This window comes from Mitsuaria sp. GD03876, from assembly GCF_029840635.1.
GTDB lineage: Bacteria > Pseudomonadota > Gammaproteobacteria > Burkholderiales > Burkholderiaceae_C > Roseateles.
Genome location: NZ_JAOCCU010000006.1, coordinates 38,711 through 63,494, shown reverse-complemented (window position 1 = coordinate 63,494; position 24,784 = coordinate 38,711). Strand labels below are relative to the sequence as shown.

The following is a 24,784-nucleotide window of genomic DNA, read 5'->3' as shown; positions in this document are numbered from 1 at the left end:
CCATGTCGATGAATCCCCATTACGCGTTGACCGAGCCGATCCGCGACGCGGTCGACACGCTGTCCCAGGAGCACCCGCTGCTGGTGGAGTTCGGCGCCTCGTGGTGCCCGATCTGCGAGGCGGCGCAGCCGCTGCTGGCGCAGGCCTTCGACGGCGGGCACGAGCGGGTCCAGCACATCAAGGTCGAGGACGGGAAGGGGCAGCCGCTGGGGCGCTCGTTCAAGGTCAAGCTCTGGCCGACGCTGATCTTCATGAAGGACGGCCAGGAGGTCGAGCGCCTGGTCAGGCCCACCAACGCCGCGGATATCCGGGCCGCGCTGGCGCGCATCGACGGCGGCTGACGGACAATCGCGGCCCATGAGCCAAGCCCATGTGCTGCTCCCCAAGGAGGGAGCGCCCGACCTGATGTTCGTGTTGCTGCACGGCGCCGGCGCCGATGCCGAACAGATGCGTCCGCTCGCCCAGGCGCTGCATCTGCAGTACCCGCGCGCGGCGCTGGTGCTGCCCGAGGGCTTCGAGCCGTATGACGCGATCCCGGGCGGCGGCGCGGGGCACCAGTGGTTCTCCGAGCAGGGCGACGACGCGGCCAAGGCGCAGCGGCTGACGGCCGCGGTGCCGGTGCTGGTGACGCTGGTGCGGGCCTGGGCGGAGAAGCTGGGGCTGAGCTGGGAGCGGGTCGCGCTGGGCGGGTTCTCGCAGGGCGCGATCCTGGCGCTGGAGGCGCTGCAGCAGGAAGAGCAGCTGGCCGGCCGGGTGCTGGCCTTCGGCGGGGCGTATGCCTACTGGCCGGAGCATGCGCCCAAGGAGGTGTCGATCCACCTGCTGCACGGCAAGGACGACGCGGAGCTGCCGTATGCGCCGCTGCTGAACGCGGCGCGGCAGTTGATGGCGCTGGGCGCCGACATCACCGCGGACGTGCTGCCGCGCGTCGGGCATGAGCTGCATCCGGATCTCATCGAGCGCGCGATGGAGCAGTTGCGGACGTTCATCCCCGCGCGGCTGTGGCGCGAGGCGGTGCTGGCGGCGGCTGAGCAGGACAAGAACGAGCCGCAGCACTGACACGAGCCCTCACCCCCGCCCGGCGGCGATCCTCAATCCAACGTGACTTCCGTTCTCACGGTGCCGGCGCGGTCGGCCCACGCGACCAGGCTCACGCGCGTGCCCTGCGGCGCGCGCACCACCCATTCGCCATAGGCGCGATCGCCGGTGATGTCCCGCTCCGGCAGGAACGCCAGCTGCGTCTGCTTCGGCGCATGCCCCTCCAGCTGCGGACCTTCCATCCGCGGCTTGCCGCTGACCAGCCCGACCTCCGGATCCACCGGCAGGAAGATCTCGAACATCACCCCGCGGACCTGCTTGCGCGCCAGCGCCTGCTTGGTCACGTAGGCCGGCAGCCAGCCGCTGTTGCCCACCGCCATCCGCACCCGCCAGGTGTCCGGCCCCAGCGCCCGCACCTCGGTGCGCAGCAGCTCCAGCCGCGGCAGGCTCAGCGCGATCTGGTTGATCCAGGCGGGGAAACGCGCGGCCTCGCGCTCGCGCAGGTGCGGCGGCGGATTGCGCCAGTAGTTCATCTTGTCCCAGCCGCCGATCTCCACCGGCCCCAATTGCGGATGCATGAACGGCGCCCAGTCCACGTGCGCCTGGCCGCCGCAGTGCTCGTCGCTCCACTTCAGCAGCTTCAGGTCGTCCTCGACCGGATGGTCGCGGAACCAGTCGATCCACTTGTAGCCGGTGATGCCGGCCTCCTTGTTCGGCGACCACAGCTCCACCACCCAGAACAGCGCGCCCAGGTGCTCGTAGACCCAGTCCTGCGTGCCGGTGATGACCTCCTTGGGGTGGTACTTGAACTCGTGCCAGATGCTCACCGCCGGATAGCCGGTGTGCTGCTCGCCGAGCTTGGAGAAGCGCTGGTAGGCCCACAGGTCCTCGGGCGCCATCTCGTCGTCGCTGCGCGTGCCGCAGGGTCGCAGGATCACGCCGCTGTGCGTGTGGAAGCTGATCGCCGCGCCAATGTTGGGATGGCCGACCATGAAGTCCACCATCGCGCGGACCTCGGGCTCGCTGGTCGGGTACGGGCCGGCGCCGACCTGCTCGAACTCCTGGCGCCAGCCGGCGGGGAAGTTGCGGTTCAGGTCCAGGCCCTCGCTGTCGCGGTTGACCTTGATGGTCAGCCCGTCGTGGTTGATGACCAGGCCTTCGGGCATCAGCCGGTAGTAGGTGCCGCCGAACTCGCCGGGCTCGCGCGGGACCATCAGCCGCGGGTCGTCCGGATGGGCCTTGTAGCCGCCGTGCGGGTCGGCCACGCGCATCGTCAGCACCCGGCCGTCGCCGTCGATGTCCTCGACGCTCAGGCCCTCGACCGGCTCCTCGTCGTACGGATAGGGGCGCGTGGACGAGCGGATGTGCCGCGGACGGTCCGCCAGCGCCAGCTCGGCGCCGTCGGGGTTCAGCCGCGGGACCAGGTAGATCGTGCGCGTGTCCAGCAGCTGCGTGACCTGCGCGTCGGTGCCGTAGCGGCTCAGCAGGTCGTGCAGGTAGTACAGGCAGGTGGTGCAGGCGGTGAGCTCGGCGGCGTGGATGTTGCCGTCGATCCAGAAGGCGGGTTTCTCGACATCCGCGCCGGTGGCGGTGTTGGTCAGGATCACGGCCCAGATCTCGCGGTCCTCGAAGCTGCGGCCGATCGAGCGCACCGACACCAGGTTCGGCCGCGCCTCCGCGTAGGCGAACAGCAGCTGGGTGAGCGCCTCGTAGCGGGGGAACTCGTCGAAGCGCGGACGCGGCAGCGTCGGGTCGGACGCGGGTTCGGAGGCGGGCGGGAGAGCGGTCATGGGCATCCCAGGGCGATGGCGGTGCCGGCGATTTTGCATGCCGACGCCCTGGCGACCGAGAGGCCTCTCCACGTGGCGACAGCGCGTTTTCCCTGAGACGGGGTAAATTGCTGCCCTTGCCGCGCGCACGACGCTCCGTCGACGGGCGCGCACCGCACGACATGAACGACGCGGCGCCCGGCGAGGGCGTCCGGGGACTGCTGGAGAGATGGCTGTGAATCACTGCGAGAAGATCCCGTTGGGGACGCAAGGGGCGACCGAGTGGGAAGTGGTGCACCTGCCGTCGTCGCTGGGGGACTTCCAGGCCCGGGCGTTCCGCAGCCCGGCCACGGGGTCGGAGCACCTGGTGCTGTCGGTCGGCCCGCTGCAGGAGCGCGGCGGACTGCTGCGCATCCACAGCGAGTGCCTGACCGGGGACGTGTTCCAGTCGCTGCGCTGCGACTGCGGCCCGCAGCTGCAGGGGGCGCTGGACCTGCTCAAGGACGAGGGCGGCATCGTCATCTACATGCGCGGGCATGAGGGCCGCGGGATCGGGCTGGTCGAGAAGCTGCGCGCGTACGCGCTGCAGGAGGCCGGCGTGGACACGATCGACGCCAACCTGCGCCTGGGCCATGCCGAGGACGAGCGCGACTACGCCGACGCGATCGACATCCTGTGCCTGCTGGGCGTGAAGAGCGTGCGGCTGATCACCAACAACCCGCAGAAGCGCGACGCGCTGGTCGCGGGCGGCGTCGAGGTCGAGGCGCTGGTGCCGCTGCGCATCGCGGCCAATCCGCACAACGAGCGCTACCTCGAGACCAAGCGCAAGCGCATGGGGCACTACCTCGAGTGAGCCTCGGGCGAGCCTCGGGTGACCCTCGAGGGGAGCGTTCCCCGCGTGGTCCCCGTGACGTCTCGAAAGGATCGTCCATGAAGCCGCTGCACGCTGCGCCCGCCGCCGGCTTCGACGAGCCATTCGAACTGATGGCGGCATGCCACGAGCGGATGGCGCGCACGCTGGGCTTGCTGGGACGGATCGGCGAGCACGTCGCGACGCACGGTTGCGACGCGCAGGCGCGGGACGCGGCGAAGGACGTGCTGCGCTACTTCACGATCGCCGCGCCGCTGCATCACCAGGACGAGGAGCTGCACGTGATTCCGCGCCTGCGGGCGCGGGGGCGAGACGACCTCGCGGACCGGCTGCTGAAGGACCATCGGGAGATGGAGGCCGCCTGGGCCGCGATCCGGCCGGGGCTGGAGGCGATCCGCGATGGCGTGCTCGATCCGACGTCGCTGCCCGCCGAGCGCGCGCGCTGGGCGGCGTTCACGGCGCTGCATGCCGACCACATCGACGCCGAGGATCACGACGCGTATCCGATGGCGGGCGAGTCGCTCGCGGAGCCGGAGTTGAGCGCGATGGGCCGCGAAATGGCGGGCCGCCGGCGCGTCTGACGACGGCACTCCTCATCGCGGGGCGGGTTCGCCTCAAACGAGTGGCACTTGCACGCACGACTCCCAGCCTGAGCCATCGCGCGCGGACGAACCGAGGTTCAGGATCTGCGGCTTTCCACCTCGATGGGAGCCGTGATGACGGTGACGCAGCAGCAGCTCGGCGAGCGGATTCGCATCGCCCGGGAACGATTCCACCTGACCCCGCGGGAACTCGGGGAATTCGTCGATCTGTCGACGCAGGACATTGAAGCGATCGAGCGAGGGGAGCGGTCGATGCCGTCGAGCACGCTCTCGCGCATCGCGCATGCCACCGGTCGACAGGCGCTGGAGTTCCACGCAGTGGACTTCGTCGACAGTGGCGCGCTCTCCGCGCTCTTTCGCGCCAACCCGCAGGTCGCGGACCGTCGACAACTGTCGATCGCCCTGCAACGGGGCATCGCCTTCGCGCTGCAGTTCTCGTCGCTCGAAGCCATGCTGGGCATTGACCGCGACAGGGTGCTTCCACCTGCGATCGATCTTCCTGACCCGACGAGCTGCGACGACGCCACCGAACAAGGCGAACGCATCGCGGCGCAGGAGCGCCAGCGCCTCACGCTGGACGAACTCTGTTTCGATCGCATGCAACATCTGCTCGAGACGCAGGGCGTCGGCAGCGTGGCGGTCCCGCTGCCCGAGGGCGTCTCGGGCCTGATGCTCCACGAATCGAGGATCGGCGCGTTCGTCCTGTTCAATGAGGCGTTGAACACGGCGCGCCAGCGATTCGCCCTCGCGCACGAGTACGCCCATGTGCTGATGGATCGTCATCGTCTCGGGTCGCTCAGCAGGATCGATCAACGGGAAGACCTGATTGAACTTCGCGCTGACGCCTTTGCCGCGGAGTTCCTCATGCCGCGGGAAGACGTTGTCGGGATCCTCTTCCGCCATCGAGAGCGCAAGGTCGCGGAAGCGGCGGCAGGCGACGCGGGCGGCCGGTGGCCGCGGGTCCAAATGCTCGACATCGCGGCCGTCGCTCAGTCCTTCCGGATCAGTCGCCGATCGGCGCTTCGCCGGGTGCGGCATCTGAAACTCGTCCGCGACGACGACCATGCGTCCCTTGTCGAGCAGGAAAGGAATGGGGAAGGGGCGAAGTACTCGACGTTGTTGGGGCTCTTCAATCCACCGGAACCTGACAGTCGCAGCGCCAGCCTGGGGCGCCTGCTCGGCCTGGGCTGTGAAGCCTTGCGACGCGATGAGATCTCGATTCGCAAGCTGTTCGAGATCGGCCGGAAGTTCGGCATTCCGCGGGAGACGGTCGCGGCGGTTGTCCATGCCCTCGCCCTGGAGTGACCGACGATGACCCCGACGACGAATCTGACCGACCAGCAAGTGGTCATCACCGACGCCAATGTCCTGATCAATTTCATTCATCTCAAGCAACTGGAGCTTCTGAATCGCCTCCCTCGCCATCGCTTCTCGATCCCCGACCAGGTCGTCGATGAAGTCACCCATGCCGACCAGGCCACGGCGTTGGCCAAGTCCTTCGAATGTCGCCATCTGGATCGCTGCAACACGAGCGAGACGGCGGCTTCCGAACTGTTCGACGTTCTCTCGGAAAAGATCGAGAGCGGTGAAGCTGCTTGCATCGCCATCGCCGCTGCCGGCGGTCATTCAGTCGCCACGGATGAGCGCCGTCATGCCGAGCGCTTCGCGAAGCAACTGTTGGGAGCGCATCGATTGCTTCGGACGGAAACCGTGCTTGGGCGTTGCATCGAGCACGGTGTCATCACCGTCGAAGAGGCGGACGAGTTCAAGGCGCAGCTGGAACTGAAGCGCTACAAGATGAACTTCGATTCGTTCGCGGACTTGATTCCTTCGTGAGGGCGGCGACGATGAAGCCCAACTCACTGAAGGACCTTGCCACGCGCGCATTGCGCGGCTCCCGCGACACGCTGCCGCTGTACCGCGTCGACCTGCACGGCCAGCCCTCGCTGATCGCCCGGATGCATCTGCTGCATCCACAAGGCGTCTCGATGGAGTTCCTGGCGCCGTTCGGATGGCCGCTCGACGCGGACATGCGTGGCGGCCGCTTCGACGGAATGCCCTATCCGCTGCAGGACATGCGGCCGCAAGGATTCCTCGGGCGGCATCTGGCGAGGTACTACGCGCCGCTGCTGCAGGTCTCCGAGAACCCCAACGACTGGTCCGACGACGATGCCCTGCATGCGATGTCGCTGGTCGGTGCCGAGGCGCCCGGGGACCTGATCGTCGGCGAACACGCCTGCGAGCAATGGCGGGAGCACCTGCGCCAGGTCGCCGCCGGCCGGACCTCCCGCGGCGTCGCCGACGACGACGTGCCGCATGCCTTCCCGGCCCTGGCCCGGCTGATCCTGACCGAAGGGATTCCCGGTTCCTCGGCCGGCGGCGAGTTCCCGAAGTTCACCACGCTGCGTCTGCTGCCCGACGGCAGCCAGCAACACGTGCTCGTCAAGTTCACCGGCGACGACGACTCGCCCGCGACACGGCGCTGGGCCGACCTGCTGGTCTGCGAGCACCTCGCGGGACGCGTGCTGGCGTCGGAACTCGGCGTCCCGGCGGCGACCTCGCGGGTCCACGCGCATGCCGGCCGGACCTTCCTGGAGGTCGATCGCTTCGATCGGCACGGCGGGCTCGGGCGGTCTCCGCTGGTGTCGTGGTTCGCGCTCAACGCGACCTTCGTCGGCATCGTCGGGCAGCCCTGGCACGACGCCCTGCGATCGCTGCACTGCGATGGATGGATCGACGCGCATGACCTGACCCTCGTCGAGCGGACCTGGCGCTTCGGCCAGCTCATCGCCAACAACGACATGCATGACGGCAACCTGTCGTTTCGGCCGCGGACCCGCGACGACGGCACGGTCTCGTTCGACCTCGCGCCGGTCTACGACATGCTGCCGATGTCCTTGGCGCCTCGGCGCGACGGCCGCTTGCCAGTGGCCATTCGCCGCCCGTCGCTCCCGGTCGGCGGCGATGCCCCTTCCTCGCGCGCAGTCATCGCAGCCGCGCGCGTCTTCTGGCGCCTCGCGGCCGACGACGACCGCATCAGCCATGAGTTCCGCGGCCTCTGTGCGCTGCACCACCAAGCGTTGCTCGCGCTCAGCTGACGCCTGACGCGGGACGGCATCACCGCATCCTCACCGAGATATCACCGCAGCGACGCGCCTGCACGCCATCACCACGTCACCACTGCGCCATCACCGCGCCACAACTGCGCCACAACTGCGCCGCAGTCACCGAATCGTCACCCCGTCACTTCGCAACAGATTGCGACGGGACCACAACCTTTTCATCGCGCGCCGGAACCCACGCAGAACTCCTGCCTGATTTCCGATCGCGCTCATGCCGCCTTTCGTCCTCGTCCCGGTGCCCTGGGACGTCTTGCTCCGGCAACTCCTGCTCGCGCCCTGCGCGGAAGAGATCCTCTTCCGCCTCGGCCTGCAGGACTGGCTGCACGCCTCGCGCATCGGCGCGCTGCGACGCCATGCCGTCGCGTGGACCGCCGTGGCCTTCGGCCTCGCGCATGCGTTCGTGATCGCCGCCGCTGCCCTCACCGGCATCACCGGTTCAACGCCGTTGCCCGTCCTGCTGCTGCTCGCGCTGGCCACCGCCGTGCCGGCCTGGTGGATCGGCCGCGGCTACCGGCGGCATCGCTCGCTGCCGCGCTGCATCGCCTGGCATGCCGCCTTCAACGCCTGCTGGCTGTGGTTCGCCGCGCCCGCGCTCCTTCCGCTTCTCTCTTCCCCTTGACGAGGCACGCGCCATGACCCTCCTTCCCCGCTCCGCCGTCCCCGGCGCGATCGCCGCGCTCGCCGCCGCGGTCCTGGCCGGGCCTGCCTTCGCGGCCGACCCGATCGCCGGCCAGTCCAAGTTCTCGCAGGTCTGCGCCGCCTGCCACACGGTGGCCTCCACCACCGTCGTCGACCGCGGCCGCAACAACCCCGCGATGATCCAGAACGCGATCAACACCATCCCGCAGATGAGCTCCGTCGGCGGCGTGTTCAACGCCTCGGACCTCGCCGACATCGCCGCCTACCTCGGCAACTCGCCGGCCTCGATCAGCTTCGCGCAGACCCCGGTCGGCCAGACCAGCGCCGTCTCGACGATCACCATCAGCGCCAGCCGCCTCGCGGCCCTGGCCAGTCTCACCGCCGCCGCCAGCGGCGACTTCGCCGTCCAGGGCGGCAGCTGCGGCGCCAGCGTGCCCGCGGGCACCAGCTGCACCGTCGGTGTCGTCTTCCGCCCGACCGCCTCCGGCACCCGTAACGGCGCGCTGACGATCAACCACAACGGCATCTCCACGCCGATCCCGATCGCGCTCAGCGGCACCGCCAACGTCACCCTCACCGCGGGCCTGTCGGCCGACGCCTCGACGATCGACTTCGGCGCCCAGCCCATCGGCAGCGCCTCCGCCGCGCGCACCGTCACCCTCACCAACACCGGCACGGCCCCGCTGGACTTCGGCAGCCTCGGCGTCACCGGCGCCAATGCCGGCGACTTCAGCCGCGGTGGCAGTTGCGCCGTCGGCACGCCGCTGGCCGTCGGCGCCACCTGCACCGTCACCGCGACCTTCACCCCGGCAGCGGCCGGCGGGCGCGCCGCCACGCTGGCCGTCGCCGCCACCGCGCCCACGGCCAACAACGCCACCGCCAACGTCAACATCGCAATGAGCGGCTCCGGCCAGACCGCGCCGGCACCGATCTCCACGCTGTCGACGACGAGCCTCGCCTTCGGCGCGCTGACCGTCGGCCGCACCAGCGCCGCGCAGACGGTGACGATCACCAACTCCGGCAACGCCGCCCTCACCTTCAGCGCCATCGCCGCGAGCGGCGCCTTCACCAGCACCGACAACTGCGGCGGCGGCGTTCCCGCAGGCGGCAGCTGCACCGTCAACGTCAGCTTCGTGCCGACGGGGGCCGGCGCCGCGACCGGCTCGCTGAGCCTGGCCAGCAACGCGGCCGGATCGCCGCAGGCCGTCGCCCTGAGCGGCACCGGCGTCCTGGCCAACACGCCGATCCTGGTCTGGAGCGCCGCCGCGACGGCCGACTTCGGCACCGTCACCGTCGGCGACGACGGCGGCCTCAAGCACTTCACGCTGAGCAACACCGGCGACGTGAGCGCGACGCTCGGCAGCTTCGCGCTGGCGGGCGATGCCGCGGCCGATTACCGCGTCGACACCAGCTCCACCTGCGCTGCCGGCGCGTCGCTGGCCGTCGGCGCCAGCTGCGACCTGGCGATCGGCTTCAGCCCGCGCGCGGTCGGCACGCGGGCCGCCACGGCCGCGGTCGTCGCCAACAACGCGTCGCTGCCGGCGCCGCTGACGCTGACTGGTGTCGGCCGCGCGGCGCCGCAGCCGGCGCTGCAGCTGTCCGCGGCCACGCTCGACTTCAGCCCGACCGACACGGCCGGCCGCCCGCTGACGCTGACCAACAGCGGCCAGGGCGTGCTGCACATCAGCGCGCTGGCGCTGAACAGCGCGCGCTTCTCGATCGACACCGGCGGCGCCAATGCCTGCGGCGCGGCACCGTTCGCCGTCCAACCGGGCGCGAGCTGCCAGATCACGCTGCGCTGGCTGGGTGCCGGCGCGGCGGCCTCGGCCCCCGCGGGCACCGAGACCGGCGTGTTGACGCTGCAGGGCGACATGACGCCCGCGACGGCGACGGTGACGCTGAATGGCTCGGCGGGCAACAACGGCATGTCCAACAGCGGTGGCGGCGGCTGCACGATCGGCTCGGGCACTGGCGCGGCGGATCCGTTGCTGCTGGTGATGGCCGCGCTCTCGGGGCTGGTCCTGTGGCTGCGCCGCGCCCGCTCGAACGCTTCGTTCAACGGGCAAGCAGCAAGCGTGTCATGCGACGCGCGGGCAACGAGCTTCTCGTTCAACGAGCCGGCAGCGAGCGTGTCATCCAACGTGCAGGCAGCGAGCGTGTCGTCCAACGGGCGGGCAGCGAGCGTGTCGTCCAACGTGCAGGCAGCGAGTGCGGCTGGGGCCGGAATGGGGCTTGGGGTTCCCGGAGGGAGGCCCCATGCCCCGTGGAGAGCCCGCGCCTGGCGACTCGCAGTGGGTGTCCTGCTCGCCACCGCCACGACCCTGCTGTGGTTCACCTCCCCGGCCCACGCGGCGGATGTCGGCCAACCGCTCGCCGTGTCGACCGTTCCTGGCCCCGACGGCGCCCCGGTGGTGTTGCACGACGGCAAGGCCAAGCTGACCTACGTCGATTTCTGGGCCTCCTGGTGCGGCCCGTGCCGCCAGTCGTTCCCCTGGATGAACCGGATGCAGGCGAAGTACGGCGCGCAGGGTTTGCGCATCGTCGCGGTGAATCTGGACGCGAGCCGGACCGATGCGCAGGCCTTCCTGAAGGAGGTGCCTGCCACCGTCGCGCTCGCCTTCGATCCGAAGGGGGAGTCTGCCCGCCGGGTGGGTGTGCGGGCGATGCCGAGTTCGGTGCTGATCGGTCCGGACGGTCGCGTGCTGATGGAGCACGCCGGTTTCCGTGCCGAGGACGAGTCCGCGCTCGAGGCTCGCATCGCCGCCGCGCTGAAGACGCCATGAGCGTGGGTTTCCTTCTTCGTCACCGCTCCAGGAGTACTCCGATGTCCTTGCCCCCGACGCCGCGTCGCCACCTGGCGATTGACCGGGCCATTCCATTCGCGACGACCGTGCTGATCGCGTTCGCCGCCACCGGTTGCGCGATGCGGCCGCCGCAGCCGTGGGAGAAGGGCGCCCTTGCCCGTCCCGAGATGACGATGGGCGGTGACGTCCTGGGCGACCGCTTCGCGCAGCACATCTACACGAGCAAGGAGAACGCCTCCGGCGGCAACGGCGTGGGAGGGGGTGGCTGTGGCTGCAACTGACCTCGACGATGCGGCCCCCGCCGCGACGCCCGCCGCGACATCGACCGCAACGCCCGCCGCAACTTCGGCGGCAACCCCCGCGGCAACCCCGGCCGCCTGGGGCGGCGTGCTGGCCGCCGCGCTGCTGCTGCCGGGACTGCAGCTCCCAGCGCAGGCGGAGACGCCGCCCGAACAGGCCGAGATGGCCGTCAAGCTGCTGTCCTACCGCGACCGCCAGCCCGGCTTCGACCGCATCAAGGTCACCGCCCCGTCGGTCTACCTGATGGTGCCGGTGGCCGGCCGCTGGTCGGTCGAAGGATCGCTGGTGACGGACAGCGTCTCCGGCGCCTCTCCGCGGTATCACAGCGCGGTCTCCGGCGCCTCGCGCCTGGAGGAGACCCGCAAGGCCGGCGACGTCCGCGTGACCCGCTACAACGACCGCGACGCCTGGTCGCTCGGCGCGGCCTACTCGACCGAGCACGACTACCGCTCCCGCACCGTCTCCGCCGACTACCGCCGCGCCAGCGAGGACAACAACACGACCTGGAACATCGGCGCCGCCTTCAGCGACGACTGGATCGGTTCCTCCGACGATCCGACGCTCAGCCGCGGCCGCAACACCACGCAGCTGATCGCCGGCGTCACGCAGGCATGGACGCCGGTGGACCTGGTGCAGCTGAACCTCGGCGCGAGCTGGGGTCACGGCATGTACTCGGACCCGTACAAGTTCCCGGACCGCCGCCCGGACCGGCGCGAGCAGTACACGCTGATGGCGCGCTGGAACCATCACTTCACCGACTGGAAGGCGACGTTGCGCGGCAGCTGGCGCTACTACGCCGACAGCTTCGGCGTGCGGGCCAACACGGTGGAGGCCGCCTGGGTGCAGCCGCTGGCCGGCGGTTGGACGCTGACGCCGATGCTGCGCTACACGACGCAGCGCGCGGCGAGCTTCTATTACGACCCGGTCTACGACCCCGCGCTCGGCGCGCCGTTCCCTCCGGGCTACACGTCGACCTCGCCGCAGTTCCTGTCGCCCGACCAGCGTCTGTCCGCCTTCGGCGCGGTCACCGCCGGACTGAAGGTCGCCTACGAGTTCGCCCCCCGCTGGACCGCCGACCTCAGCCTCGAGCACTACGAGCAGCGCGCCGCCTGGCGCCTGGGCGGCAGCGGCTCGCCGGGGTTGGCGCGCTTCCAGGCCGACTGGCTGCAGGTCGGCGTGTCGCATCGTTTCTGACGCGTCGTCCGCCATGTGGTCCGTGCACCGCCGCGCCTTCACCGCGATGGCCTCGCCCAACGAGGTCGTGCTCGGCGGCGTGCCATCGGCGGTCGCCGAGGACGCCTTCGACGCGGTCGAGGCCGAGGTCCGCCGCATCGAGCAGAAGTACTCGCGTTACCGCGAGGACAGCGTCGTCTCCGCGATCAACACGCGCGCCGGTCGCGGCGGGCTGACGGTCGACGCGGAGACCGCGCAGCTGCTGGACTTCGCCGCCGAGCTGCATCGCCAGAGCGACGGTCTCTTCGACATCACCAGCGGCTGCCTGCGCCGCGCCTGGGACTTCAAGGCCGGGCGCGAGCCCTCGCCGGACGCGCTGGCGGTGGTGCTCGCGCGCATCGGCTGGGACCGCGTGCAGTGGGATGGCCGCGCGATCGCGCTGCCCGCCTGCGGCATGGAGATCGACTTCGGCGGCATCGGCAAGGAATACGCCGCCGACCGCGCGGTCGCGGCGCTGCAGGCGCTCGGGTTGAAGCATGGCTTCGTGAACCTCGGCGGCGACCTGCGCGTCCTCGGCCCGCGTCCCGACGACCAGCCGTGGGTCTTCGCCGTCCGGCACCCGCGCCGCGAGGACGAAGTCTGCGCCCGCATCCCCTTGAGCGAAGGCGCGCTCGCCACCAGCGGCGACTACGAACGCTTCTTCATCGCCCCCGATGGCCGGCGCTGCTGCCACATCCTCGATCCGCGCACCGGCCAGCCGGTCCGCCACTGGCAGGCCGTCAGCGTCGTGGCCCCGTTGTGCGTCGCCGCCGGCGCGCTGGCCACGATGTCGATGCTGATCGGCGCGTCCGCGCCGTCGCGGCTGAGCACGCCGGGCGTCGGGTTCCTGCTGGTCGACGCCGACGGACAGGTCCGCACGCACGACCTCGATCGATTGATCCACCCTCCTCCTTCGCCATGAGACTCCTCGCCTCCTTCCTCGCCGGCGCCGCGACCGCGCTCGCGCTGACGATCGGCGCGCCGGGCGCGGCCCGTGCCGCGGACGACCCCGCCTTCCTCGACCCCGCGCAGGCCTTCGCCGGCCAGGCGCGCCTGGAGGACGCCGCGCCCGGCGCTCGGACGCCCGGGCCGCTGGTCATCGCGTTCGACGTCGCGCGCGGCTATCACCTGTACCGCGAGCGCTTCGCCATCGAGTCCGGCGGCGCGGCGTTGCCCGCGCCGTCGTTGCCTGCCGGCAAGGCGGAGTTCGACCCGAACTTCAACAAGACGATGACGCTGTGGGCCGGCGCGATCCGCGTCGTGCAGCCGCTGCCGGCCGGACCGGTGCCCGCGACGCTGACGGTGCGCTACCAGGGCTGCGCCGATCGCGGGCTCTGCTATCCGCCGCAGCAGGCGCTGGTGCACCTGGAACGCGGCGGCGACGGTCTGCTGAAGGCGCGATGGGAAGCGCAACCGGACGCGCTGTCCGCGCCGATCGACGAGGCGCCGAAAGCCGCGGCGACGGCGGCCACGGGCTCGAGGGCCGCGCCGGCATCGGGGTCGTCGAGCACATCGGCCACGGCCGCGACGACAAGCTCGACGACGGCCGCCTCCGCCGCCCCCTCCACCGCCACCGCCACCGACGCCGCCCCGGTCGACCGCAGCGCCGCCGCGCTCCAGTCCGGCAACCTGCTGCGCGTGCTGGGCATGTTCCTGCTCGGCGGCCTGCTGCTGTCCTTCACGCCCTGCGTGCTGCCGATGCTCCCGATCCTGTCGTCGATCATCGTGGGCCAGGGCGCACCGGTCTCGCGCTCGCGCGGCTTCACGCTGGCGCTGGCGTACTCGATGGGCATGGCGACGGTCTACACCGCCGCGGGCATCGTCGCCGGCCTGCTCGGCGCGGGTTTCGCCGCGGCGTTGCAGAACCCCTGGGTGCTGGGCGCCTTCGCGCTGCTGCTGTCCACGCTCGCGCTGTCGATGTTCGGCGTCTGGGAATTCCAGATGCCCGGTTTCATCCAGGAGCGCGTCAACAACGCCTCCAACCGCCTGAAGGGCGGCCGCCATGTGGGCGTGTTCCTGATGGGCGGCCTGTCGGCGCTGCTGGTCGGTCCTTGCGTGGCCGCGCCGCTGGCCGGCGCGCTGGTCTACATCAGCCAGACCCGCGACGTGGTGCTGGGCGGCTCCGCGCTGTTCGCGCTGGCCTGCGGCATGAGCGTGCCGCTGCTGCTGCTGGGCCTGTCCGCCGGCACGCTGCTGCCGCGCGCCGGCCGCTGGATGGAGCACGTCAAGACCTTCTTCGGCCTGGTGCTGATCGCGGTGGCGCTGTGGCTGGTCTCGCCGGTGCTGCCGACCGGCGTGCTGATGTTCCTGATCGGCGCCGCCGCGCTGGTCGCCGCGATCTGCCTGGGCGCCTTCGAATCCGGCCGCCCGCGCCTGCTCAAGGCCGGCGGCGCGCTGGTGGCGCTGTGGTCGGTCGCGATGATCGGCGGGGCGCTGTCCGGCGGCGACAGCGTGCTGATGCCGCTGCGCCACCTGGCGCGCGGCGCCGGCGCGGACCTGCCGATGGCCAGCGCCGAGGCCGCCTCGCGTCCCGCCACCGCGCCCGCGTTCGAGCGCATCACCACGCTCGCGCAGCTGGACGCGGCGCTCGCGGCCACGGACCGGCCGGTGATGCTGGATTTCTACGCCGACTGGTGCGTCGCCTGCAAGGAGATGGAGCACCTGACCTTCGCCGATCCCGCGATCGCCGCGCGGCTGCGCCAGGCGCGGCTGCTGCAGGCCGACGTCACCGCCAACAGCGCCGAGGCCAAGGCGCTGCTCAAGCGCTTCCAGCTGTTTGGCCCGCCGGGCATCCTGTTCTTCGACGCGAGCGGCCGCGAGCTGCCGGCGGCGCGCACGATCGGGTTCCTGCCGGCGGAGGAATTCGCGGCGCGCCTGGACCGCGCGGCGCTCTGAGCGCCAGGCGGATCAGAAGGACCAGGCCACGCCGCCGACCCAGCGTTGCAGCGCGTCGTCGTTGCCGCGCGGCACCGAGCTGTAGAGCCGCGTGACCGAGAAGCGCCAGTCCCCGACGCTGACGCTGAGGCCCGCGTTGGCGAAGCGGTAGGCGCCGCTGCCGCGAGCCCACGGGTCGACCAGGCCCCAGCCGAGGTCGGCCGCCACCGGTCCGACGAGGCGGCGATGCCAGGTCAGCTCGACCAGGGTCGCGCCGCGATGGCCGAGGTAGCCCCACGCGTTGCTGGACGACAGGTCCGGCGACACCGACAGCGTGCCGCTCCACTGGCCCCATCGGGCCATGTCCCAGGTGCCGCCGGCCGACACCTCGCTGTAGCGCAGCCGGTCCGAGGCGGCGCCGCCGGCATAGGCGTAATGCGCGGCGGACACCATGACGGTGCGGCGGTCGTCGAGCTGCCACCAGCGCGTGCCGGAGAGGATGACCTCGGTCGTCGCGCCGTAGGCGGCGCGCATCGTGCCCAGGCCGAGCCCGAGGCTCCAGTTGCGGTCGTCGCGGTAGTAGAGGTCGGCGGTGGCGCCGGGGTGGTCGCCGCTGAGGCTGATGCCGCGGGAGACGCGTTCCGTCACCGCGGTCAGCGTGCCGCCCCAGGTTTGTGCACCGGCCGCGGACGGGGCGGCCATCCCGGCCGCCGCGAGGGCGAGGCCCGCGGCCATCGCCCGCGCCGGCCCTTGCCGTGCCCCCGCCGGCCCCCGGATCCCGGGCGCGCTGGCGTCTTTTTCGAGGGGCTCGGCAACCATCGGCGCGGATTGTGGCACCCATGAGAGACACTTCTGCAGAAATCAGTCGCCCATGTTTCAACCTGTTCCGAATGAGGCGGACACGGCCGTCGAGTCGCGTCTGCGTGCCTGGTTGCAGGCCGCCGCGGCCGGCGACCGGGCGAGCTTCGAGCAGCTGTACCGGCATTGCCAGCCGCGGCTCGCGCGCTTCGTGCTGCGCTGCTGCGGCCGGCCCGACCTGGCCGAGGAGGTCGTCAACGACGCGTTGTGGATCGTGTGGCGGACCGCGGGCAATTTCCGCGGCGAGTCGCGGGTCTCGACCTGGATCCATGGCATCGCCTACCGCTGCATGCTCAAGGCGCTGCGCGACGGGGTGACGGCGCAGGAGATCAATGCCTCCGCGGTGCAGGAGGCGGAGCTGGCGCTGGCCGAGCCGGCGGTCAACGAGGCCGCCGACCGCGAGCTGCGGGACTGGGTGGCGCGGGGGCTGGCGGCGCTGCCGGTGGAACAGCGGGTGACGCTGGAGCTGGCTTATTTCCTGGGCGAGACCTGCGAGGACATCGCCCGCATCATGAATTGCGCCACCGGCACGGTGAAGGCCCGCATGTTCCATGCGCGCGTCCGGCTGCGCAACGTGCTGCCCGAGCTGGGCGGCGAGAGCCGCCCGGCCAGCGGCACCGAAGGACCGATCCGATGACTTCCCGAGACGCTCCCCCCGACCGATCCGACCGGCCCGACGCCGCCGATCCCGCTCACGGGCACCCCAACGAGCACCGCCAGGTGTGGGACGCGATCGCGTGGGTGGTGGCCGGCACGGCGACGCCCGAACAGCGGCGATCGCTCGAGGCCCACCTCCCGCATTGCGCGCATTGCCGCGATGAGCTGGCACTGCAGCGGCGCATCCACGGCGGCATGCAGGAACCGGCCGGCGCCGTCGCGGACGAGGCGGCGATCCGCGCCGGCCTCGACCGGCTGTGGGAACGCGACCGGGAGGCGGGCCCGACGCTGCCGGCCGAAGGCGCGCGCGGCGCGGCGGTCAACGACGGCGGGCCGCGCGCGACGCGCTGGCTGACCGCGGCGGTCGCGGTCCAGGCGGTCGCGCTGTGCGTGCTGGGACTGCGCGTCTGGCAGGACGCCCGGCCGCCGGCGGACTACGTCACCTTGAGCCAGGGCGCCGCGCTGCCCGCCGGCGCGGTGGTGCGCCTGGTGCCGGAGGAGCGTGTCGACATGGCGCGGCTGCGGCAGGTGCTGACGCATCACGGGCTGCGCATCGTCGGCGCCGACGAGGACGCGAGCAGCCTGCTGCTGGCGCCGGTGCAGCCGGCCGCGCCGCAGGCGGTGCCGGGGATGGTCGAGCGGCTGCGGGCGGAGCCCGGCGTGCTGCTGGCCGAGCCGGTGGGCGCCGCGGCGCTGGGACGCTGAACGATGGCGTCCTGGATCGCGCGAGTCGCCGGCGTGGCCGGCGCGGCGCTCGTCGCGCTGCTGACGATCGGCGCTCCCGCGCGGGCCGAGGAGACGAGCGTCCCGGCCTCGTCAACGGAGGTAACAACGTCGGCCTCGCTGTCGACGACGGCATCGGCATCGACGATGCTGTCCCCGGACGGCCGTTACGTCATCCTCGCCGTCGAGGACCGCGGCGAGCCGCTGCCCGGCGCGGGCGGCTCCCCGCGCGGCGACTACCGCCGCATGGTGGGCTACGCCGGCAGCGCGCGGGCCGAGGCGATCTCCGAGGCCGTCGCGCGCGAGTACGGCCTGCGCGAGCAGGCCGCGTGGACGATCGCGCCGCTGAACCTGCGCTGCATGCTGTACGCGCTGGCGGAGGGCGCCGATGCCGACGCGGTGCTGGCGCGGCTGCGCCAGGACGAGCGCGTGAAGCTCGCTCAGCCGCTCAACGAATTCGAGACGCTCGGTGACCCGTCTGCGCCGCCCGCGGCGCGCGCGGTGCCCAGCGCGTCGTCGCAATCGCAATCGCAGTCACAGTCGCCTTCATCGATGACTTCGCCGGCGGCCGCCGCCGCGCCCGAGCCGACGCAGGCGCTCTACAACGATCCCTACTTCGGCCTGCAGAAGGGCTTCCAGCAGATGTCGACGGCGGCGCTGCAGCAGGTCAGCACCGGCGCCCGGGTGAAGGTCGCCGTCATCGACACCGGCGTCGACGCGAGTCATCCCGACCTCGCGGGCCAGTTGTCCGGCCAGCGCGACTACGTCGCCGGCGGCGGCGCGCTGGTCGACGCGGTGCCGGAACGCCACGGCACCGAGGTGGCCGGCCTGATCGCCGCGCGCGTGAACAACCGGCAAGGCATCGTCGGCGTCGCGCCCGGCGCCGCCGTCACGAGCTACCGCGCCTGCTGGTCCGACGCCGCGCGCGCGGATGGCGCGGGCCCGGCGCCGGCGCGCTGCAACTCGTTCACGCTGGCGCAGGCGCTGGGCGCCGCGATCGCCGACGGCGCGGACGTGATCAACCTGAGCCTGGGCGGACCGAGCGATCCGCTGCTGACCAAGCTCGCGCGCCATGCGCAGTCGCGCGGCGCGGTGCTGGTCGCCGCGGCACCGCCGGGCCGTCTCGGCAAGGGCTTTCCGAGCGAGGTGCCCGGCGCGATCGTCGTCGCCAGCGCCGGGGATGCGCCGGACCACGCGGACTGGCTCGCCGCGCCCGGCCGCGCGGTGCTGACGACGGTGCCGGGCGGCGGCTACGACGTCGACACCGGCAGCTCGCTCGCCGCGGCGCATGCGACCGGCGTGATCGCGCTGCTGCGCGCCGCCGTGCCGGGCGCCGACGCGCAGCGGCTCCGGCAGGCGCTGATGGGCTCGATGAGCGCCTCCGGCGCGATCAACGCCTGCGCGGCGGCGCGCTCGCTCGGCGTGGCCGGCGTGCGCTGCGACGGCGCGTCGACGGACGCAGCCGCCAATCGCTGAGACCGATCCCGCACCAGCGCTGCCTCCTCGCGCCGTCAGCGATCCATCAGCGGTCGGCAGCGACTCGTCCGCGATCCGTCAGCGCGCCATCTCCGTCGCCGCCAGCAGCATCCACGCCGAGTGCGGGATCCACTGCTCGACCCAGCGCCATTGCGCGTCGTCCGGTCCGGGCCCGAAGGCGATGCCCTCGCCCGTGTCGCTGTCCGCCGCGCCGGTGATCCCGTTGGAGATGCCACCCACGAACATGTCGCCCGCGCTCGACGGCACCGCCGGTGGATTGCGGCGGCCGAAGCCGTAGAGCATCGACATCGCGTAGGGATTGCGACCCAGCGTCCAGTCGATCTGGCTCTGCGCGTAGCCGGCCCAGTCGGCCGGGATGCCGAAGGCCGCGTCGCTCGCCGGCGCGACCAGCCGGCCGCCGACCACCATCGCCGCGCTCAGCGAGGCCAGCCGCGCGCTTTCGCCCTGCCACCAGTAGCCGGTCTCGTTCTTGTGCGGGATGAAGAAGCCCTCCCGCACCGGCCCGGTGGCCTTGCCCTCCGGCGCGAGCTGGAACGACTGGCGCGCGTACTCGAAGGGATTGCTCACGCGGCGCGTGATCGCGAGCTCGCGCTCGAGCGCCGACTTGATCGCGGCGCCGGCGCGGGTGCGTCGCGCCCCGTCGGTCTCGACCGTCAGGTAGCGGCTCAGGCTCAGCGCCGGGAAGCCCGCTTCGACCGCGTGGTAGTACGGACGCGACTGGCCGTCGCTGATGAAGTTGCCGTCGGCCGCCTGCCGCGCCTGCAGCCGATCGGCGCGATCGCGCGCCGCCTCGAGGAAGCGCGGTTCGCGCGTCGCCTCGAACAGGTCGACCGCGGCCATCAGCGCGGCGTAGTCGTCGATGAGGTTCTCGGTCTTGTCCGCGCCGTACTGCGCGTTGAACTTCTGCAGGTGGTCGAACGCGCGGATCGCATCGGCCAGGTAGGTCGCGCCATCGACTTCGCCATGACGGCCAGACTGCTTCGCCAGCATCGACGCGCGCGCCAGCGCCGCGATCGCCAGGCCGCCGCCGGCGCGGTAGGCCGAGCGGTACAGCGTCGTGTACTTGCCGTCCTCGCCCTCGTAGCCGACGACCATGCGCTCCGCGCCGTCGGTGCCCCACTTGTCGAAGACGGTCGTGTAGAAGTAGCCCTCGGCATCGAGGATCCGGTGCAGGTAGTCCGCGCCCCAGAAGGCCTCGTCCTGGGCGCGCCGCTCCAGGCCCGCGCGGCGGTACAGCGCGGGCGCGGTCTGCGCGGTGTAGGCCAGCACCCACGCCACCATCGAGGTCTGCTGCGGGTTGAAGTGGTTCGCGTAGCCCAGGTGCGACAGGTACTTGCCGGTGTCGCCGCCGGCATCCTTCCAGCCGCCGTGCACGTCGACGCGGCGGTCGGTCTCGAAGATGCGGATCGAGCGGTCGCCGGCGCCGGTGTGGCGGCCGCGATGGAAGTAGTCCAGCGTCTTGTCGGCGATCGTCGTGAACAGCGCGCGATCGCGCACCCGCACCGCCGGCGACAGCACGCGCTTGCCGCCGACCGTGGCCTCGACGCGGTAGACGCCGGGCCGCTGCAGCGACGAGAAGTCCACCTCGAAGTAACGCCGGCCCTCTCCCCAGGCCGAGAACGCCGGCAGCGCCGCCAGCTCGCCCTGCGCGACCACCTTGCCGTCGGCGAGCACGCGATAGCGGCCGGTCTCGGCGGCGCCGGTGGATTCGACGATCGCCTTCTTCGGCCCGACGCGTTCCAGCGCCACCTGGTTGATCTGCACCTGCAGCGGATCGGCCGGCAGGCGGATCGACACGGTCGTCTTCGGCGCCGCGCCGGCGGCGTCGGCGGCGCGCAGGCCCGGCGACACGGCGAGCGCCGCGCCGGCGACGGCGGCCATCACCAGGACGGCGCGGCGGGTGGTGGGCATCCGGCGGGCAGGGGCGGAAGTCTTCATGGGGGCGTCTGTCTCCATCGTTCTTGAAGCACCGGGGCACCGCGCGATGCGGTGCCCCGGCGAAGGTGGGTGCATTGGTATCGAGAAATCGGCGGCGCCTCATCACGCTGGCGCCGCCCCGGGGCTCACCCGGCGATCACTGCCAGGACATGTTCTTCGACCACTTGATTCCCGAGGTCGGGCACTTGCCCGAATTGTTCGGGTACTTGCTGTTGATGATGTTGTTGACGACGCTGACGCTGCCCATCGTCGAATCCTGCTTGTAGATGTCCAGCGCCATGCTCGCGCGCCAGCAGTTGGACGGGTCGTCGCCGAGGCTGGAGGACTTCAGCCAGCGGATGTACTGGTCGGTCAGGTAGGTCGCGAAGCAGGTCTCGTTGCTCAGGCTGCCGCAGTTGCCGGCCGACTTCACCGACGAGAAGGCCGAGATGCTGCCGATCGAGCCGGTGTTGACCTGCACCTGGAAGGCCAGGCCCACCAGGTTGTAGGTGCCGAAGCTGGTGAAGCCCAGGCCCTTGAGCGCGTTCAGGACCGGGACGAGCTTGTCCTGGTCGATGTGCGCGTAATGGCTCATCACGTACTTGTCCTGCTGCGTGTCGAAGGCCGACTGCACCGCCTTGCAGATCTTGGTCAGCGCCGAACGCTTGGCCGAGTCGGAGCGGCTGCGCGACGGGTACGGGTCCAGCGCCGAGTTGTCCGCCTTGAAGTTGCCCGACGACACGCCGGTCACCTGCACGCCCCAGGCCAGCATGTCGGCGTTGGTGGCGTTGGCCTTGCCCAGCACGTAGGGCGCGAAGGCCTTCTTGAAGTAGTCGGGGAAGTCGCCCACCGTGGTCACGCCGACCGGGCCGAGCGTGTCGCCGCGGTAGTCGGAGATGCCTTGCGAGGCTTCGTAGTCCACCTCGCAGTAGCGCCAGGGGCCGGGGTCCTGGTAGTTGGTGGTGCCGTTCTCCGGATAGGCGTCCATGCTGAGCACGGCCTGCCACTGGTTGACGGTGAGCTTGCGGCCCTTGTCGAAGACCGCGCCGTAGACGCGCGAGTCGCCGACGGGGATCACGCCGGCCGCGGCCGCCGGCTTGGCGGCGGTGACCAGCGGCTGGCCGGTGGCCGTCTCGGTGGTGGTGTACTGCCAGCCGTCCTGGACATAGGTGGTGGCCTTGCCGGCACCGTTGTGCGGCGCGCCGGCGAGGACCAGCGAGGACGCGCCGAGCAGCGCGAGCGCCGTGACGGCCTTGATGGCGCTGGCGGCGCCGGGCGCGGTGAGCGCCACGGGGGATCCGAAGCGACGAAGACCGGGTCGAAGAGAGTGCATGGGTGTGCCTCCGCTGAAGTCGAGTGGCGCTGGGCCACGGGGGGTCGTTCAGGCGAGGCGCGGGACTGCTTCGGGAGCGCTCGCCGGCGCCGAATGTAGGAGATCCATCCCGGCGTCGTCAATATTTATAGCCATTGGATGTATTGAAATGTTCCGGTCGGGTCGCGCCGCTACACTGACCGCCCGGTCGGGAGAGCCTGCACGACAGGCTTCGCGCGACACGCGTATAACGCCGCGTGAACACCGGTGCCCTGCCCGCCATCGCGGGCGAAACGAACGTCGACAGCCGCCCATGAGAACGATTGGCCGAGGAGCCACCCAACAGTCCAGCGCCCCGTACAACCGCCGCGTCGTGCTGGATTTCATCCGCCAGCAGGGCGCGGCCTCGCGCAAGGACATCGCCGACATGGTGTCGCTGAGCCCGCAGACGGTGGCCAACATCACCAACGAGCTCGAGGCCATCGGGCTGATCGTGTCGCGCCGCCAGAAGGTGGACAAGTCGCGCGGGCAGCCGCCGATCGCCTTCGAGCTCAACCCGCAGGCCGGCCATTCGATCGGCATCAGCCTGGAACCGGGCCGGGCCTCGGCCGCGCTGGTCAACCTGGTCGGCGAGATCCAGCACCGCTGCGAGGTCGACATCGACACCCGCGACCGCCAGCAGATGTTCGCGACGCTGCTGCAGCTGGTGGCGCGGCTGCGGCGCGAGGCCACCGACCGGCTCTGGGGCATCGGCATCGCGCTGCCCGGGCCGCTGGGGCACACCGACATCAGCTTCGTCGGCCCCACCGCGCTGGAGGGCTGGACCGACCTGTCGGTGCTGGAGGAACTGGGCGAGGCCACCGGGCTGCCGCTGTTCCACCGCATCGACAGCGTGGCCGGCGCGCTGGGCGAGACGCTGTTCGGCGTGGCCCGCCACCTCGACGACTTCTTCTACCTGCACCTGGGCCTGGGCCTGGGCGGCGCGCTGGTGATCGGGCGCTCGGCCTATCCCGGCGCCAACGGCAACGCGACCGAGATCGGCCACGTGCCCGCCGTGCCCGGCGGCACGCCCTGCTACTGCGGCAACCGCGGCTGCCTGGAGCGCTACGTGTCGATGCACTCGCTGGCCGAGGCGCTCGAGGTCAGCGACCACGACGTCTGGTCGCTGGACCTGGCGCAACGCCTGCGCGACCCCGCCGACGAGGCGCTGCACCGCTGGTGCCGCCAGGCCGCCGACCGGCTGCGCGACGCGGTCTGCATGATCGAGAACATGCTGGATCCGCGCGCGATCGTCATCGGCGGCTCCGCGCCGAAGGTGCTGGTCGAGCACCTCGTGGCGCTCGCGCAGCCCTGGCACCGCTCGGTGCGCGGCGGCGTCGCCGAGCCCGGCACCCGGCTGCTGCTGTCGGACCGCCAGGACGATTCCTCGCTGCTCGGCGCGGCCGTGCTGCCCCTGTACGAGATGCTCTCCCCGCGCCTGGAAGTGCTGCAGCAGGACCGCCGCGGCAGCCTCGACGCCGCGGAACTGCTGGGCAACAAGCCGCTCCCCAGACGTTAGGGTAAATACTTCAATCCATTGGATTTAATTATTGACAGGCCGTTTTCCGGGCTCCTATAGTCGGCGCCCATGGAAACGGACTTCCCTGTCATTGCCCCGCTGAGCATCGTCGGCGACGCCGGTGTCGACCTGGTGCTCGGCACCCTGGACGGCTGGCCCGCCGTTGGCACCGAGCTGCTGATGCCACGCAGCGAATTGCGCGCCGGCGGCTCGGGCGCCAACTCCGCGCTCGCGGCTCGCCACATCGGCCAGCCGGCCCACCTGATCTCCGCGATCGGCAACGATCCGCTCGGCCAGTGGCTGGCCGAGCAGTTCGCCGGGCTGCGCACCAGCCTGGAGGTCTGCGATCGCCAGACGACGATGTCGGTCGGCCTGATGCATGCCTGCGGCGACCGCAACTTCTTCACCACGCAGGGCCACCTGCAGCGGCTGTCGGCGGCGCATGTGCTGCGCCACCTGCCGCCCACCGCCACGCCGGCGATCGCGCTGTTCACCGCGCCCTTCCTGCTGACCGGGCTGCGCGACGGCTACGAGGACCTGCTGGCCGAGGCCTCGGCCCGCGGCTACCGCGTCGCGCTGGACACCGGCTGGCCGCCCGAGGGCTGGCGCGACGGCACGCTGGCCGAGGTGCGCCGCTGGCTGCGCCATTGCGACCACTTGCTGATCAACGACCTCGAGGCCCGCAGCATCGCCGGCACCGAGGACCTGGAACTGGCGATCACGCGCATCGCCGCGGAGCTCAAGCCCGCGTCCACGCTGGTGGTGAAGGTCGGCGCGCGCGGCGCGCTGGGACTGGAAGGCGGCCGCCGCGTGGAGCACGTGATCGAGCCGGTCGACATCTTCGACACCATCGGCGCCGGCGACGCCTTCAATGCCGGTTACCTGTCGGCGCGGCTGCGCGCGGCGGGGCTGGCGGAGTCGCTGGCCGCCGGCTGCCGGACCGCGGCGGCCATCCTGGCGCGTTTCCCGCGCCAGACCATCCGCGCCGGCGAATTCGCCGACTGCGTCGCCTGAGCGCATCGAAGGGGCAA

22 protein-coding genes are annotated in these 24,784 nt (G+C 71.5%); 18 read left to right on the top strand and 4 right to left on the bottom strand.

Translation table 11 applies throughout. The features are described 5' to 3' along the window. The first annotated feature begins 2 nt into the window (after window positions 1-2). Both N5D62_RS05710 and ypfH read left to right on the top strand, forming a co-directional pair. Window positions 3-341 (top strand): thioredoxin family protein, encoded by a 339-nt coding sequence (locus tag N5D62_RS05710; protein WP_279756690.1) that lies wholly within the window; start codon window positions 3-5, stop codon window positions 339-341. A 16-nt stretch (window positions 342-357) separates the two neighbouring features. Next, window positions 358-1,059: an esterase gene (ypfH, locus tag N5D62_RS05705; protein WP_279756689.1), complete on the top strand. Its 702-nt coding sequence runs from the start codon at window positions 358-360 to the stop codon at window positions 1,057-1,059. Window positions 1,060-1,091: 32 nt separating this feature from the next. Here the strand turns inward: ypfH and N5D62_RS05700 are convergent, their stop codons facing one another. Continuing rightward, a complete protein-coding gene (locus N5D62_RS05700) occupies window positions 1,092-2,828 on the bottom strand; it encodes a M14 family metallopeptidase (RefSeq protein ID WP_279756687.1) in 1,737 nt (578 codons plus the stop codon). 208 nt (window positions 2,829-3,036) lie between these two features. On the opposite strand from N5D62_RS05700, the gene ribA reads away from it, so the two are divergent. The 11 genes from ribA to dsbD all read left to right on the top strand — a co-directional run bounded on the left by ribA (window position 3,037) and on the right by dsbD (window position 15,252). After that, window positions 3,037-3,660, top strand: a complete 624-nt coding sequence (ribA, locus tag N5D62_RS05695) for a GTP cyclohydrolase II (RefSeq protein WP_279756686.1) — start codon at window positions 3,037-3,039, stop codon at window positions 3,658-3,660. Window positions 3,661-3,737: 77 nt separating this feature from the next. Next, window positions 3,738-4,259: a hemerythrin domain-containing protein gene (locus tag N5D62_RS05690; RefSeq protein ID WP_279756685.1), complete on the top strand. Its 522-nt coding sequence runs from the start codon at window positions 3,738-3,740 to the stop codon at window positions 4,257-4,259. A gap of 135 nt (window positions 4,260-4,394) precedes the next feature. Next, entirely contained in the window at window positions 4,395-5,585 is a 1,191-nt protein-coding gene (locus N5D62_RS05685) for an XRE family transcriptional regulator (protein WP_279756684.1), read from the top strand. A 6-nt stretch (window positions 5,586-5,591) separates the two neighbouring features. Next, a complete protein-coding gene (locus N5D62_RS05680; protein ID WP_279756683.1) occupies window positions 5,592-6,116 on the top strand; it encodes a hypothetical protein in 525 nt (174 codons plus the stop codon). 11 nt (window positions 6,117-6,127) lie between these two features. Next, window positions 6,128-7,378, top strand: a complete 1,251-nt coding sequence (gene yjjJ / locus N5D62_RS05675) for a type II toxin-antitoxin system HipA family toxin YjjJ (protein ID WP_279756682.1) — start codon at window positions 6,128-6,130, stop codon at window positions 7,376-7,378. A gap of 235 nt (window positions 7,379-7,613) precedes the next feature. Next, window positions 7,614-8,021 carry a CPBP family glutamic-type intramembrane protease gene (locus N5D62_RS05670; RefSeq protein ID WP_279756681.1) on the top strand — a complete coding sequence of 136 codons (408 nt, stop codon included), beginning with the start codon at window positions 7,614-7,616 and terminating at the stop codon, window positions 8,019-8,021. A 13-nt stretch (window positions 8,022-8,034) separates the two neighbouring features. Then, complete coding sequence (locus N5D62_RS05665; RefSeq protein ID WP_279756680.1) at window positions 8,035-10,824, top strand: choice-of-anchor D domain-containing protein; 2,790 nt, start codon at window positions 8,035-8,037, stop codon at window positions 10,822-10,824. Window positions 10,825-10,865: 41 nt separating this feature from the next. Next, the gene (locus tag N5D62_RS05660; RefSeq protein WP_279756678.1) at window positions 10,866-11,126 is read left to right on the top strand and encodes a DUF4266 domain-containing protein; all 261 of its coding nucleotides are present in this window, start codon (window positions 10,866-10,868) and stop codon (window positions 11,124-11,126) included. Next, on the top strand, window positions 11,113-12,339 hold the full coding sequence (locus N5D62_RS05655; protein WP_279756677.1) for a DUF3570 domain-containing protein: 1,227 nt from the start codon (window positions 11,113-11,115) through the stop codon (window positions 12,337-12,339). The genes N5D62_RS05660 and N5D62_RS05655 overlap by 14 nt, the downstream gene beginning before the upstream one ends. A gap of 13 nt (window positions 12,340-12,352) precedes the next feature. After that, window positions 12,353-13,279, top strand: coding sequence for an FAD:protein FMN transferase (locus N5D62_RS05650; protein WP_279756676.1), 927 nt, complete (start codon window positions 12,353-12,355; stop codon window positions 13,277-13,279). Beyond that, window positions 13,276-15,252 carry a protein-disulfide reductase DsbD gene (gene dsbD / locus N5D62_RS05645; protein ID WP_279756674.1) on the top strand — a complete coding sequence of 659 codons (1,977 nt, stop codon included), beginning with the start codon at window positions 13,276-13,278 and terminating at the stop codon, window positions 15,250-15,252. Before N5D62_RS05650 ends, dsbD begins: the two co-directional genes overlap by 4 nt. Before the next feature lie 12 nt (window positions 15,253-15,264). Here dsbD and N5D62_RS05640 read toward each other — a convergent pair whose 3' ends face one another. After that, window positions 15,265-15,933 (bottom strand): hypothetical protein, encoded by a 669-nt coding sequence (locus N5D62_RS05640; RefSeq protein ID WP_279756672.1) that lies wholly within the window; start codon window positions 15,931-15,933, stop codon window positions 15,265-15,267. 169 nt (window positions 15,934-16,102) lie between these two features. Between N5D62_RS05640 and N5D62_RS05635 the strand changes: the two genes are divergently transcribed. Genes N5D62_RS05635 through N5D62_RS05625 form a run of 3 tightly spaced genes read left to right on the top strand, consistent with a single transcriptional unit; the run spans window position 16,103 to window position 18,945 of the window. Then, entirely contained in the window at window positions 16,103-16,726 is a 624-nt protein-coding gene (locus N5D62_RS05635; RefSeq protein ID WP_279756671.1) for a sigma-70 family RNA polymerase sigma factor, read from the top strand. After that, complete coding sequence (locus tag N5D62_RS05630; RefSeq protein WP_279756670.1) at window positions 16,723-17,451, top strand: zf-HC2 domain-containing protein; 729 nt, start codon at window positions 16,723-16,725, stop codon at window positions 17,449-17,451. The genes N5D62_RS05635 and N5D62_RS05630 overlap by 4 nt, the downstream gene beginning before the upstream one ends. A gap of 3 nt (window positions 17,452-17,454) precedes the next feature. Then, entirely contained in the window at window positions 17,455-18,945 is a 1,491-nt protein-coding gene (locus tag N5D62_RS05625; RefSeq protein ID WP_279756669.1) for a S8 family serine peptidase, read from the top strand. 78 nt (window positions 18,946-19,023) lie between these two features. Here the strand turns inward: N5D62_RS05625 and N5D62_RS05620 are convergent, their stop codons facing one another. Both N5D62_RS05620 and N5D62_RS05615 read right to left on the bottom strand, forming a co-directional pair. After that, on the bottom strand, window positions 19,024-20,904 hold the full coding sequence (locus N5D62_RS05620; protein WP_279756668.1) for a glycoside hydrolase family 9 protein: 1,881 nt from the start codon (window positions 20,902-20,904) through the stop codon (window positions 19,024-19,026). Window positions 20,905-21,040: 136 nt separating this feature from the next. Next, a complete protein-coding gene (locus N5D62_RS05615) occupies window positions 21,041-22,174 on the bottom strand; it encodes a hypothetical protein (RefSeq protein WP_279756667.1) in 1,134 nt (377 codons plus the stop codon). Between the two features lie 334 nt (window positions 22,175-22,508). Between N5D62_RS05615 and N5D62_RS05610 the strand changes: the two genes are divergently transcribed. Together N5D62_RS05610 and N5D62_RS05605 are read left to right on the top strand one after the other, a co-directional pair. Next, window positions 22,509-23,753: an ROK family transcriptional regulator gene (locus N5D62_RS05610; protein WP_279756666.1), complete on the top strand. Its 1,245-nt coding sequence runs from the start codon at window positions 22,509-22,511 to the stop codon at window positions 23,751-23,753. Window positions 23,754-23,822: 69 nt separating this feature from the next. Further along, on the top strand, window positions 23,823-24,767 hold the full coding sequence (locus tag N5D62_RS05605) for a carbohydrate kinase family protein (RefSeq protein ID WP_279756665.1): 945 nt from the start codon (window positions 23,823-23,825) through the stop codon (window positions 24,765-24,767). The last annotated feature ends 17 nt before the right edge of the window (window positions 24,768-24,784 follow it).